The following is a 12,284-nucleotide window of genomic DNA, read 5'->3' as shown; positions in this document are numbered from 1 at the left end:
TTTGTTGCACAGCTCGTTTATGTCATTCCTGCGAAAGCAGGAATCCAGTAAAACCTATAAAAAACTTGTTTTTTTAGGTTTATTTTAAGAAGTTATTTTTTTGGATTCCCACTTTCGCGGGAATGACATTGAACACGTTTTTTGAGCTATGCAACAAAGTAGATACAAGTCACAGGGTGAACATAGCAACAAACACCGACTAAAAATAATAATGATTAAATATTATGCAGGACTTAAAACACAATAAACCTCAAATTACTCCGGAACAATTGAAACAATTATTGTCCTTACGCGAAGGTTCATTAAACCTTAAAGGTCAAAGTTCTAAACGTAAAGCTTTAATAAATACCACATTAAAAAAAACCTCTCACGTTATAGAGTTCTTATTAGTAAAGCTTGACAGGTTTGTTAATTTTACTACCAAAAAAACAGATAAAGATCGTAATAACGTAGCCCAAGCTGCAAGATCGCCTATACTTTTCGGTATTTATGTTATTATCTTTTTAGTATTAATAGGCGGATTATGGGCGGCTCTTGCCCCTCTTGATAGCGGTGCTGTAGCTGTCGGTATCGTAATGCCAAGCACAAATAAAAAAACGATTCAACATAATGAAGGTGGAATAATCAATGCTATTTACGTTAAGCAAGGTGACAAAGTCAAAGAAGGCGATAAGTTAATAGAGCTTGAAGAAACTAGAATAAAAAGCGAACATGAAAATATTCTTGGTCAGTACCGTAATTTTTTAGCAACTGAAAATCGTTTAATTGCCGAACGTGATAATTTAGAACAAATTGAATTCTCTGATTTTCTAATGCAGGATATAAATTTACCGGAAGTAGCTAAAATAATTCATACACAGGAAAATTTATTTAGATCTAGAAAAGAATTATTTAATTCAGAAAAAGACGGTTTAAATCAACGTATTTCTCAGCTTGAGAAAAAAATTGAAGGTCTAGAAGCAAGAAAGGTTGCAGCCTCTAAAACAGCTGAAGTTTATCAAGATCGCTTAAAAGCTTTAAGAGCCTTAAAAGAAAAGGGATTTATACAAAAAGCAGCATTATTAGAACAAGAAGCTAAAGTTGCAGCTGCAAAAAGCGATGTCGCAACAAACGAAACAGAAATAGCAGGAACACATCATGCTATTACCGAAGCTCAAGTTAGCATAATTAGCTTACAAAATAAATACACGGAAAAAACCTTAACAGAGCTTCGTGAAGCTCAAGTACAAACAGCATCTCTTAAAGAAAAATATAATTCCCTGACGGATTCACTTAATCGTGTGATAATAAGATCACCTGTTGACGGTATAGTTAATAATTTAAAATATCATACAATAGGCGGTGTTATAAGTCACGGACAACCTATTATGGAAATTTCACCAATTAATGATCCATTAATAATAGAAGCAAAGGTATCTCAAAAAAACATTGACTCAGTATATGAGGGACTAGTTGCAAAAATACGTTTCAGTGCATTTAAATCAAGAACGACTCCAACATTTACCGGTAAAGTAGTAAGTATATCACCCGATATCGTACAAGATGAAAGACAACATCCGGGACAACAGCAAGATAATTATTATGTTGCAAGAGTTGAAATTGATATGGATGAATTTAACAAAGTTGCTAAAGTTAAAAATCTTGAATTACATCCCGGTATGCAAGCTGAGGTACAAATCGTAACCGGTACTAGAACACTACTTAGATATTTACTTGATCCCGTTACTGATACTGCATTTAAAGCTTTCAGAGAAAAATAGATAATTTGAAGATTTTAGGCTAGATAACTTTACGGAACCTAAATATTTTGTAATAATTTATTAAAACTCTTAATCCTTTATTGACTTTTAACCAAATAAAGTATAGCTTATTTAATTATATATAAAGGAAAGGTTATGTTAGGCTATGAAAAAGAACAAAGAAGTTTAAGTAAAGAACAAAAACAAGCTATTGGATTACTTTCTATAGGCACATTTCTAGAGTATTTTGACCTTATGCTTTATGTGCATATGGCGGTGCTTTTAAATAATTTATTTTTTCCGGAATATGATCCTTTCACTTTTTCGCTGCTTACTGCTTTTTCTTTCTGCTCTACCTACTTGTTAAGACCTATAGGAGCATTAATATTCGGATATATAGGAGATCATTTTGGACGTAAGATTGTAGTTGTTTTTACTACTCTATTAATGGCTATTACTTGTGTGATTATAGGCAGTATGCCAACATATGCACAGATAGGTATAACAGCCTCTTGGGTTCTTACTATATGTCGTATAATTCAAGGTATGTCGGCAACTGCAGAAGCACGAGGTGCAGAGCTGTATTTAACCGAAAATTCATCTCCTCCTATACAATATCCATTAGTAGCAATTATAACCGTATTTTCTGCCGTAGGCACGACGGTAGCACTAGGTATTGCATCAATTTTTACTAATCAAAATATTTATCAACATGAATCAAGTTGGCGTATAGCCTTTTTTGTTGGTGCAACTATTGCTTTTGTAGGTACTATTGCGAGGACTAGTTTAAAAGAAGCAGAGGCATTTTCAAATAAAAAAAATAAATTAAAACTAAGACTTCAAGAAAATAATATTACGCTTGAAGAAATTGACAAAGATATTCTAGATCAACAAGTTCCAAACGCCACTTCTATTTGGTATTTCTTTATCCAATGTGCTAGACCTCCGTGTTTTTATTTCGTGTATATATATTGTGCTGATATATTAAAAAGAGAATGTGGTTTTACTCCGAATCAAATTATAAATCAAAATTTTTGGGTATCTATAATAGATTTACTCGGTATTATCGGTCTTGCATTTATTAGCTATAAAATCCATCCTTTAAAAATCCTAAAGGTAAAATTATATCTATTTTTTACCTCTCTCATTTTTTTTCCTATAATGTTAAATTATAACCCTACTCCTTTATATATTTTTATTTTTCAATGTTTAGCTGCATTATTCGTATTTGATCACGTACCGGCAGCTCCTATATTTTATAAATATTTTCCGGTTTTTAAGAGATTTACATATACTAGTATGCTAAGTGCAATAGCAAAATTATTTACTTATATTATAACGTCATTTGGTTTAGTTTATATTACCAATTATCTAGGATATTGGGGATTATTTTTAATTTTCATTCCGGTAGGTATAACTTTCTTTATGGGAGTAACTTATTTTGAGAGAATGGAAAAGAATCAAAATTTATAATTTTATTAAAAGTAGAATTTATATTAAACTTTAAATTATTTTTATAACATTCAGCATATATAAGCTCTGAAACTGAAGGTATTTCAAGTATTTCACTTAACACTAAAAAGCTTTTTAATGTCTCTTTAATTATTTTATGAGCTTTTTCAGGCGATTTTGCTTCTAAAGTTTGTAAATTATGTATCCTATCAAAAAGTTTTATAAGAGCAGTATCGTATCTTTCTTGTTTAATTAATAAAATAAGACTTTTCTCGCTACTTATTTTTCCACAAGGTTTAATTCTAGTTAGACCTTCTACATGCCTTGCTACTTCTTCATCAAAAATGTTACTAATCATTTCTTCAGTAAGTTCAGTATCTTCAATAGTGTCATGAAGTAATGCAGCTTGTAGCATTCTAAAAGTAAAGAGTTTAGGCACTTCTTTTGCTACAAATTCCGCTACCATAATTGTTACTGCGATTGGATGAGAATAATAAGGATCACCCGATTGACGCATTTGATCACCATGATATTTACGAGCATAATAAATACCTTTTTTAACTTCTCTAATATCAATAGGTTGTTTTACTTGGTTATTTAAAAATAAAAGCCTTTCGATTAATTTATTTGAATATTTACAGCTTTCAAAATTTTTTTCCCAATATTCTATATCTTTCATAAAATATTCCAATTACATATATATTATTTTATTGGTTTTTCTTATGATTATTTTTTATATTTTCTTTTTAAAATCCAATATTTAATAATTTTTCTATTTTTAATGCTAAAAAATAACTATATATTAAAAATAGTTTTTTACAAAGATTTATATGTCATCCTTAACTATCACCTATATTTTTCTTATTACAATAATCTTAATATCTTTATTTTGTCGTGATAAAAGACCTGCATATTTAGGAATAGGCGTTACGATTTTAGCCGCTTTATATCAAGGCGTAATAAATATTATAGGAGTTGGGGCTTTATCTATTTTTACTGCTATTACCTATGCCTATTTTAATTTACAGCTAAATAAAGTACTAAAAACCTCATTATTTATATTAATCTCCCTTTGTTTTATTTTATTTGCTTTTCATAAAGTTCCAGGATTTTTTAATATACTTGCTATTAATAAAATACAATTATCGGAATTATCCATACCGTTTTCTATGTATCTAAATTTTGACAAGATAATGCCGGCTTTAATAATTTTTTCTGTCAGTGATTTATATATTTTAGAAAAACAAGAACATACGAATGCTATAAGATATACTTCTCTTTCTCTATTACTATGTATAGTAATAATTATGGTTCTATCTTTAATAAGCGGTTACGTCTTATTTGAACCTAAAATCCCAAGCATATTACCGATATGGGCAATTAATAATTTCTTTTTCGTATGTATAGCTGAGGAAACATTCTTTCGAGGATTTTTACAAAGAACATTACAAAATCTTTTACCGAACCGGCAAATTTTAGCTGTTATTATAGCATCTTTAATATTTGGAGTCGCACATTTTCAAGGCGGGCTAATATATATAGCCTTAAGTACTATATGCGGTTTTTTCTATGGTTATACATATTACAAGACCAGTAAAATATTATGCTCTATGATAGTCCATTTTGGTCTAAATTTATGCCATTTATTGTTATTTACTTATCCTGCTCTTAAAACTTTGTGAAATAAATGTAATTTTAATAGACAAAGTTATATAGTTTTTTTATTTATAAATAGTAAACATAATAACTAAGTTTTATGAACAAAGACATCCCTACGGATTTATTACCTTCAGAATATGAGTTAGCAAGCTCTAGTAATACTGCTTTGACTCTACTTTTAATGGGAGCAACTTTATTATTCTTGATAGGTTATTGCTGCTACTGTTGTTTTGATAATGAACGAAAAGATATGGGGCTTGAATTAATCGGTGACCACCACGAACATGATGAATAATATTTTTAAATTATTTCATAGTTCTTAATGTCATCCCCGCGAAAGCGGGAATCCAGAAAAATAACTTCAAATATCGATATGGGAGTTATTTGTTTAAAAAATAAACCTAAAAAAACAAGTTTTTTATAGGTTTTTACTAGATTCCTGCCTACGCGGGAAAGCATTGTTGCGTAGACCGGTAAAACCTACTGTGTCACCCTGTGGCTTGCTAACTAGGTCCATAAAAACAATAAAAAATACTAATATAATATTAGTATTTTTAACTGGATCCCGTGGTCAAGCCACGGGATGACAGAGGTAAAACTGATCCACGCAGCCAATACCTCCTCGCAATGATAACCTTTAGTATCCACACAGGCAATACCCAGCCTACAATTTACTTGGATCAAAGCTAAAATTAATCTCTTTCCAATGGTTAAAACGAGCAGGGTCAAGATTTTCGATAGGGCTTGCCTGCCATACCGCTCTAATTGCATTATCCGCTAAAGCTTCACAAACACTAGCCGGAATATTAGGACAAATTCTTTCTTTAACCTTTGCTTGCTCAACGTTTCCTGCTTTATCTAGCGTAATACTAATAATAACTTTTACCTTATTATTACCTCTAACCCCTGCCGGTACATTACTCCAATGTCTTTCAATCTGTCTTTTTATCAAAGATGTTTCGCTATCGGAAAGAGGCAGCCCATCCGTATAAACACCTTTAGCTTCTTTTGCATTATCAACTTTTTTTGACCTTTGATGCTTATTGGATTTTACATTATTTCCTTCCGAAGATTGCTCTAAATTCTTCAGTAAAGAATCAAGCTCATCGGTTTTAAACTCTTTTTTCTTTACCTCTTTAGGTTTCTCTGCCGGTTTCTTTTCCTCTTTCTTTTCTGCAGGTTTTTTCACTTCCTCTATCGGCTTTTTTTTCTCTTCTTTAGGCTTTTCTTCCTTTACTTCTTCCTTCTTCTCAGGTAACGCTTCTTTCGATTCTTCAGGCTTTGGTTCTTCTATAGGTTTTTTCTCTTCTATTTTTGGCTTTTCTTCTATTGTTTTAGCCTCAGGCTCTTTTGCTTTTTCTTCTTTTGGCAAATCTTGTTGCGGTTCTTCTTCTTTTGGCTTATTCTGCTCAGACTTTTTAGCATCTTCGTTTTCTATAGGAGCTTCTTTCTGTTTTGTCGTCGTTATAATATTTGATTTATCGCTAACAGGTAGCATTTCAAAAGTTATAGTTTGCTCTCCCGGTAATTTTTCAAAAAGTGACGGCATACCGAATAGAAAAAAATATAAAAGAAGTAAGTGCAGAACAACAGAGAAGCTAAGGAAAACCGTAAAATTATCCCTATTTTGGTTACTTTTCATTATTTTTAATATTTGAAATAAGAGCTACACGAGAAAAGCCGGCAGCATGAATTTCGGCAACTATCTCTACCACCTGCCCATAAGAAACATTCCTATCGCCTCTTACAAAAATTCTAGCATCCTTTTTTTCTTTAGTGATATTTGCAAGCTTGTCGGTTAAATGTGTTCTCTCTATAGGAGTTTCAAGCAGGAAAATTTCACCTTTATTATTGATAGTAACGACTAGCGGTTCATCCTGCCCTGAAATCGGACTTGAATTTGTCTCAGGTAAATCCACATTTACACCCGAAACAAGCATTGGAGAAGTAATCATGAAAATAATTAATAGCACAAGCATCACATCAACGAGCGGAGTAACGTTAATTTCACTAACTACTGCCCTTTTACTTTTTCTATTACTTCCGGCAAGCTTTATAGCCATTACATTTTCTCCTGATCAATTGCCTTAGAAAGTATAGAATTTAACTCGCTACTAAAATCTTCAATCTTATTATTTATAAGAGTAATACGGGAAATAAGATAGTTATAAAAAATTACTGCCGGAATAGCTGCAAACAAGCCTATTGCAGTTGCAAGTAACGCCTCAGCGATTCCGGGAGCTACTACGGCAAGAGAAGTATTTTTGGAAGTAGCAATCGATTGGAAGCTGTGCATAATTCCCCAAACAGTGCCGAATAAACCCACGAAAGGAGCACTTGACCCGACGGTTGCCAAGAAGCTTAAATTTTTCTCCAGCTTTTCGACTTCCCTATTTTGAGCTAAGTACATTGCACCCGTTATACGCTCTTTATGGTTGTTTTTTAATGCATCGGAAAGCCCTCTAGTACTTAAACTCTTACACTCATCCATAGCCGAGACAAATATCAAAGCTAGCGGATTATTAACCGACCTCTTTATGCTTTCATATAATTGCTCTAATACTCCACCGGACCAAAATACATTTTCAAAATTTTTCATTCTTCGCTGCACTTGTGCTAGCTTAAATATTTTATCCAAAATAATAGCCCATGACCAAATGGAAGCAATAAGAAGCATCAACATAACCGACTTACCGATAATGTCGGAGGAGCTTATTAAAGAAAAAATCGATAAATGACCTTGCGTAACGACTTCTAAGCTATCGCTAATATTATTAATATCCGTACTCATAACTTCCTTGATAAATGATAGACGAAGTTTAATTTGGAAAAAAGCAAGGCATTTTGAAGCTTTTAACCACAGCGTACATTATTTAGTACGTGAGGATTAAAAGTAAAAAATAACGTAGCCAATTTTTCAAATTAAACGAGTATATAAAATAATATATTCATATTTTACTTTTGTCATTAAGTTATGTGAAAAATTTTAGTAATCAATTCATTGTCATACCGTGGCTTGACTACGGTATCTAGAAAAAAATGTAAAAATGCTAAAAATTAGCATTTTTAACTGGATACCGTGAATAAATCACGGGATGATACATATTTTTTAAATCATTAATTTAATATCTCTTGACTTATCTCAATTTTTATATAAAGCGCCGCTCTTAAATTTAACTTAGAATTGCAAATGAAATTAACCGAATATTTTAAAAAACTTGAATCTATAGCTTTTGGTCCATGGCTAAATAAATACAAAAAATTATTTACCATGAAGGAACTTGAGACCGATATGTTTGATATAATGATTCAATCAAAGAATAATAAAAAACATTTTAATAAAGAGTTAGTTATATTATCTAATGATGTTATTGAAACAGAAGTAGGAGAAAATATAAATCAATTAGAAGCTGCAGTTATTTTTTCTTTGGATCATAGAGAACATTTATATCGTATATTTACTTGGTTAACTGACTTTCAGTTAGAGCAATATTCTAGATTTATATTAAATCTTCCCAAAGATTATAAGGATTATAAAGATTATTTTTTACAAGAAGAACAACAAGGTGGATATTCAAAAATCAAAGCTTTTAATAATGTTCAAGATAAGAAATGGTTAGCAAGGAAATATTTCAATTTATCAAAGCACGAACCGGCAAATAATTACCCATTATTTCAAGAAAATACCGTAAAATTACAAAAATATTTAGAATATCCTTATGAATATAATACGACAACTTATAAATTTGAATTTCTAGGCTCAGATAACTATTATAATTATTCTTGTGATAAGATATAAAAATTATATAATAAAATAATAATTTATTAAGGAAACCAATATACTGAAATCAGAAACTATACAAAAATCCGATAAAGGAAGTGTTGAGAGATAAGGAATTAAGCAGAGAATTACAGGAAGGATATTTTCATAAATATTTTGCTGGATTTGAGTTTGAATAGATATTACTTTATAAGTTAATTTAGCTCTTCAATGTCATTCCCGCGTAGCTTTGTTGCGTGGACCGAAAAATCCGTTCGGTGTCATACCGTGGCTTGACCACGGTATCCAGTTAAAAATACTAAAATTATTAGTATTTTTTATTGTTTTTATGGACCCCATGGTCAAGCCATGGGGTGACAATAAAAAAATCAATACATTTATTTCTAACTAAACATTCGCTATCATTTTAAATTAAAAAATCTATTGTCTTCTTAAACTCCTTTGTTATTATTTTTAGATTAATCTTTTAATAATAATTCTATGTAAAGTTTCAAACTTTTCTCATCATTATTGTAACAGATTTCCTGCATAACGTAGTTAATAAAGTGGAATTCCTCCGGAAACACGAAGCCCCAACCCGCAGCGTACACGCAAGTAACATGAGGATGAAGGGCTAGGATTGACGTACAAATTATCTTTAGAAACAAGTTATGCAGGAAATCTAATAGTTCTTAAGCCCAACTACAATACTAAACTATATTCATGAAAAATACAGAGCCTTCGATTACTTTTAAGCTTAATATTGCTGAAGTTAATAACACCACCAATATATTATCACAAACTAGTATAAAAAATTTTAGACAAACTAGTCGTGGTCTTGATGTAGAAACAATAGATAAAAACTTTTTATGTATACCTACTGTTGATGCCGCTATAGAAGTGATTACTTATATATTTAGGCATTTAGATAGCGAAAAAGCTATAGTTAGTAACATGAAATCTAAAGAACTCAAGCATTCACTAATGCAGCGATTAATATATAATTATTCATATGAAAGCTACAGAAATCATGAATTGTTAAAAAAATATGAAATAAATAAAAATGCCGGCTTTTTTGAATATAAATTAGACAGTGAATACATGGCTTTTTATAACAGAATTTTCAATAAAAAAATTTAATAAAAACCAACAATCAATATTAACTGAAAAACTAAAAGCAATTAGTGATGACCCAAGCAATATACTTCTAGCATTCTCACTCGCCCTATGTAGTAAGCAATTTAAAACTGCTTCCGATCTTTTAAATAATATGCCTGAGCATCAAATAAATTTGTATGAAAAGGCTATTATAAAGCTTCGGAGTTACGTAGACCCCAATTATATATTGCCTCAAAATAATACTCTGAAGCCCGATGAAAAAGCAGAACTTCTTAATGCTGTTAATACCTCTTTAATAGCAGATAATGAGAATAAATTAACTACTAAAAAGTCTAAAAAGATTTTCCAAAATGTTGAAGATGCTTTACAAAATGATGATCGTAATGAAAGCACTTTAGAGATTGGGATAGTTACCGCCCTATTAAATAATAATCAAAAAAAAGTACAAGAATACACAAATAAATTAAGCTTAGAAAAAAAAGAAGAAATTATTGCAAGCTATTCCCCCGATAATAAGCAAATAGAAAATTTAGAACAATTAATTGATCAATATGATGCAAAAAAAATTCATCAATATTATCAACTAAAAAAGAAACATGAATTTTATCTAGCCATTCAAAAAATTATCCACTTCAATAATAATTCTTGGAATATTCCTAAAGAAGGACAGATTAAAATTGATAAAGAATTAGATAAAGGTACGGCTATATTCATCGGTAAATATAGAGAATTCAAGTGTTACGGTACAATTTCTAAAAAAATCTATAATATTTTTGATGAAAGTAAAATTATGTCTTTTGTTTCTGCTTTAAAAAAAGGAATAATATATCATAAACAAGGAGTAAACGGAGTTAAACTTATCAAGGACAAGGCTTTTAAATCTAAGTGGGACTGTGATGATCGACTATTTACAAATATATTATATTTTAACAAACAAGAGTTATTATTAAAGTTTGATGAGTATGGTAACCATGCTGAAGTAAAAAAGTTTATTAGCGGTCATCATTTGGAGTTTTATAATGTGGAGTAACATTTATGTCATTCCTGCGTGGATACCACCCCGTCATTGCGAGCAGTCGCAGACTGCACGGCAATCCAGAAAAAGATTAAAAAAATTCTGTAAATCAGAATTTTTTAACTGGATTGCTTCGTCGAATTACTGCGTAATTCTTCTTGCAATGACGATATCTATATTTAATGAACAATGCCTAAAACTTAAGATAATTTAATAGCGGAACTTAAATAATCATTACCGTATTTCTCAATATAATCATCATATTTACCTTTAAAATCAACAATATTTTTCCTATGGGAAAGAGCAATAATTCTTGTTGCTATGAATTTTGCAAAATCACGATCGTGCGTTACTAATATTACCGTACCCTCAAAATCAATTAAAGCTTTTTTAAGGGCTTCTCTTGACTCTATATCAAGATGGTTTGTCGGTTCATCAAGAACCAAAATATTGCTTTTTTCTAGCATCATTTTAGCAAGTAATAACCTTGCACCCTCACCTCCGCTTAAACTCAAAATATTTTTATTTACTTCATCACTACGGAATAATACTTGTCCAAGCGTATTTCTAATAGTATTTTCTGTTTCCTTTTCAGATTGCTTTTTGAGCCAATCAATAATACTAATATTTTCATTAAGTAGCTCATGATGGTCTTGAGCGAAATAAGATATTTGTGATTCATATCCCCACTCATAGCTACCTTGATCTGCTGATATTTTATTCATTAAGATTTTTAACAAAGTAGATTTACCAATACCGTTTGCACCGATAATAATAATTTTTTCTCCTCGTAATACGTTAAAACTAACTTTATTTAATAGACCTTTTGCATAACTTGCTTCTAAAGGTAATTTATACGTCGATCCGGTACTCGCATCCTCACGTACGCTTGTGTACGCTGCGGTGCTGCGTTCCGTGTCTCCTTTAAATTCCTCTTTATTAGCTTCGTTATGCAAAAGGTCTAATATTTGCTTATCCTCAAAGCTTTTAGTTATTTGATCGATTTTTAATACTAATTTTCCTGAATTTCTTAGTTGTTTAAATCTAAATAACGGACTAATTCTTGAAGATTTTTGTATATCCGGCAATTCTATTTTCTCTAACTGCTTTTCTCTAGAGGCACTTTGCCTTGCTCTCGTCCCTGCTCTAAATTTATCAACTCAAGCTTGCATATTTTCTATTTTCTTTTCTAAGAAATTTCTCTCGCTTAATTTTTGAGCAGCTATTATCTGCTTTTCTTAAACAAAATTATCATAATTTCCTGTATATAGTTTTATCTCTCCATAATCTATGTCTAAAATATCCGTTGCGACATTATTTAAAAAAGCTAAATCATGTGATATAAAAATTAATATTCCTTTAAACGAGTTTTTTAAATAATTCTCAAGCCAATATATTGAAATAATATCTAAGTGATTTGTCGGTTCATCGAGTAGTAAAACATCGGGATTATTAAATAGACTTTGTGCAAGTAAAACACGTAACTTATAACCTCCTGATAGAGCAGAAAGCGGCTCATAATGGAAGTGTTAAGAGATAA

14 protein-coding genes and 3 pseudogenes are annotated in these 12,284 nt (G+C 30.8%); 9 read left to right on the top strand and 8 right to left on the bottom strand.

Annotated features, from left to right (window positions below; translation table 11 throughout):
- Positions 1-224: 224 nt before the first annotated feature.
- Complete coding sequence (locus tag SB78_RS01220; RefSeq protein WP_041077887.1) at positions 225-1,760, top strand: HlyD family type I secretion periplasmic adaptor subunit; 1,536 nt, start codon at positions 225-227, stop codon at positions 1,758-1,760.
- Between the two features lie 135 nt (positions 1,761-1,895).
- The gene (locus SB78_RS01215) at positions 1,896-3,212 is read left to right on the top strand and encodes an MFS transporter (protein ID WP_041077885.1); all 1,317 of its coding nucleotides are present in this window, start codon (positions 1,896-1,898) and stop codon (positions 3,210-3,212) included.
- Here the strand turns inward: SB78_RS01215 and SB78_RS01210 are convergent.
- Positions 3,163-3,870, bottom strand: a complete 708-nt coding sequence (locus SB78_RS01210; protein ID WP_041077883.1) for an HD domain-containing protein — start codon at positions 3,868-3,870, stop codon at positions 3,163-3,165. The genes SB78_RS01215 and SB78_RS01210 overlap by 50 nt on opposite strands.
- Positions 3,871-4,021: 151 nt before the next feature.
- On the opposite strand from SB78_RS01210, the gene SB78_RS01205 reads away from it, so the two are divergent.
- The 3 genes from SB78_RS01205 (at position 4,022) to SB78_RS07530 (ending at position 5,437) form a co-directional block, all read left to right on the top strand.
- On the top strand, positions 4,022-4,873 hold the full coding sequence (locus SB78_RS01205) for a CPBP family intramembrane glutamic endopeptidase (protein WP_041077881.1): 852 nt from the start codon (positions 4,022-4,024) through the stop codon (positions 4,871-4,873).
- 74 nt (positions 4,874-4,947) lie between these two features.
- Positions 4,948-5,145, top strand: coding sequence for a hypothetical protein (locus SB78_RS01200; protein WP_041077879.1), 198 nt, complete (start codon positions 4,948-4,950; stop codon positions 5,143-5,145).
- Between the two features lie 166 nt (positions 5,146-5,311).
- Positions 5,312-5,437, top strand: coding sequence for a proline/betaine transporter (locus SB78_RS07530; RefSeq protein WP_241773644.1), 126 nt, complete (start codon positions 5,312-5,314; stop codon positions 5,435-5,437).
- Between the two features lie 77 nt (positions 5,438-5,514).
- On the opposite strand, the gene SB78_RS01195 is transcribed toward SB78_RS07530, so the two are convergent.
- From SB78_RS01195 to tolQ, 3 genes are read right to left on the bottom strand one after another with little or no spacing between them, the layout of a single operon-like run.
- The gene (locus tag SB78_RS01195) at positions 5,515-6,492 is read right to left on the bottom strand and encodes an energy transducer TonB (RefSeq protein WP_041077877.1); all 978 of its coding nucleotides are present in this window, start codon (positions 6,490-6,492) and stop codon (positions 5,515-5,517) included.
- Positions 6,482-6,913: a protein TolR gene (tolR, locus tag SB78_RS01190; protein WP_040257432.1), complete on the bottom strand. Its 432-nt coding sequence runs from the start codon at positions 6,911-6,913 to the stop codon at positions 6,482-6,484. The genes SB78_RS01195 and tolR overlap by 11 nt, the downstream gene beginning before the upstream one ends.
- Entirely contained in the window at positions 6,913-7,641 is a 729-nt protein-coding gene (gene tolQ, locus SB78_RS01185; RefSeq protein ID WP_041077875.1) for a protein TolQ, read from the bottom strand. Before tolQ ends, tolR begins: the two co-directional genes overlap by 1 nt.
- 399 nt (positions 7,642-8,040) lie before the next feature.
- Between tolQ and SB78_RS09890 the strand changes: the two genes are divergently transcribed.
- Positions 8,041-8,649 carry a hypothetical protein gene (locus tag SB78_RS09890; RefSeq protein ID WP_041077873.1) on the top strand — a complete coding sequence of 203 codons (609 nt, stop codon included), beginning with the start codon at positions 8,041-8,043 and terminating at the stop codon, positions 8,647-8,649.
- Positions 8,650-8,844: 195 nt separating this feature from the next.
- On the opposite strand, the gene SB78_RS09555 is transcribed toward SB78_RS09890, so the two are convergent.
- The gene (locus SB78_RS09555) at positions 8,845-9,003 is read right to left on the bottom strand and encodes a hypothetical protein (RefSeq protein ID WP_158510072.1); all 159 of its coding nucleotides are present in this window, start codon (positions 9,001-9,003) and stop codon (positions 8,845-8,847) included.
- 330 nt (positions 9,004-9,333) lie between these two features.
- Here SB78_RS09555 and SB78_RS01170 point away from each other — a divergent pair, with 330 nt between their 5' ends.
- From SB78_RS01170 to SB78_RS09035, 3 genes are read left to right on the top strand one after another with little or no spacing between them, the layout of a single operon-like run.
- Complete coding sequence (locus SB78_RS01170; protein WP_241773643.1) at positions 9,334-9,750, top strand: hypothetical protein; 417 nt, start codon at positions 9,334-9,336, stop codon at positions 9,748-9,750.
- A complete protein-coding gene (locus tag SB78_RS10485) occupies positions 9,704-10,759 on the top strand; it encodes a hypothetical protein (RefSeq protein WP_241773642.1) in 1,056 nt (351 codons plus the stop codon). Before SB78_RS01170 ends, SB78_RS10485 begins: the two co-directional genes overlap by 47 nt.
- The gene (locus SB78_RS09035) at positions 10,749-10,958 is read left to right on the top strand and encodes a hypothetical protein (protein ID WP_041077871.1); all 210 of its coding nucleotides are present in this window, start codon (positions 10,749-10,751) and stop codon (positions 10,956-10,958) included. Before SB78_RS10485 ends, SB78_RS09035 begins: the two co-directional genes overlap by 11 nt.
- Here the strand turns inward: SB78_RS09035 and SB78_RS07215 are convergent.
- The 3 pseudogenes from SB78_RS07215 to SB78_RS07500 all read right to left on the bottom strand — a co-directional run.
- Positions 10,945-11,550, bottom strand: a pseudogene (locus SB78_RS07215) (ATP-binding cassette domain-containing protein); the annotation flags it as partial. The gene SB78_RS09035 and the pseudogene SB78_RS07215 overlap by 14 nt on opposite strands.
- Positions 11,551-11,700: pseudogene (locus SB78_RS12065) on the bottom strand (palindromic element RPE1 domain-containing protein); the annotation flags it as partial.
- Between the two features lie 282 nt (positions 11,701-11,982).
- Positions 11,983-12,252, bottom strand: a pseudogene (locus SB78_RS07500) (ATP-binding cassette domain-containing protein); the annotation flags it as partial.
- Positions 12,253-12,284 lie beyond the last annotated feature (32 nt).

The organism is Rickettsia asembonensis (assembly GCF_000828125.2).
GTDB classification, from domain to species: Bacteria; Pseudomonadota; Alphaproteobacteria; order Rickettsiales; family Rickettsiaceae; genus Rickettsia; species Rickettsia asembonensis.
The sequence above is the reverse complement of the archived record's forward strand: the minus strand, read 5'-3'. Positions and strand labels throughout refer to the sequence as shown.

Bases quoted from the DNA above. Each gene is read 5' to 3' on its own strand.
- SB78_RS01200 (WP_041077879.1), top strand. From the start codon at position 4,948: ATGAACAAAGACATCCCTACGGATTTATTACCTTCAGAATATGAGTTA.
- SB78_RS01220 (WP_041077887.1), top strand. From the start codon at position 225: ATGCAGGACTTAAAACACAATAAACCTCAAATTACTCCGGAACAATTG.
- tolR (WP_040257432.1), bottom strand. From the start codon at position 6,913: ATGGCTATAAAGCTTGCCGGAAGTAATAGAAAAAGTAAAAGGGCAGTA.
- SB78_RS01195 (WP_041077877.1), bottom strand. From the start codon at position 6,492: ATGAAAAGTAACCAAAATAGGGATAATTTTACGGTTTTCCTTAGCTTC.
- SB78_RS01210 (WP_041077883.1), bottom strand. From the start codon at position 3,870: ATGAAAGATATAGAATATTGGGAAAAAAATTTTGAAAGCTGTAAATAT.
- SB78_RS01205 (WP_041077881.1), top strand. From the start codon at position 4,022: ATGTCATCCTTAACTATCACCTATATTTTTCTTATTACAATAATCTTA.
- SB78_RS01170 (WP_241773643.1), top strand. From the start codon at position 9,334: ATGAAAAATACAGAGCCTTCGATTACTTTTAAGCTTAATATTGCTGAA.
- SB78_RS09035 (WP_041077871.1), top strand. From the start codon at position 10,749: ATGTGGAGTAACATTTATGTCATTCCTGCGTGGATACCACCCCGTCAT.
- tolQ (WP_041077875.1), bottom strand. From the start codon at position 7,641: ATGAGTACGGATATTAATAATATTAGCGATAGCTTAGAAGTCGTTACG.
- SB78_RS01215 (WP_041077885.1), top strand. From the start codon at position 1,896: ATGTTAGGCTATGAAAAAGAACAAAGAAGTTTAAGTAAAGAACAAAAA.
- SB78_RS09890 (WP_041077873.1), top strand. From the start codon at position 8,041: ATGAAATTAACCGAATATTTTAAAAAACTTGAATCTATAGCTTTTGGT.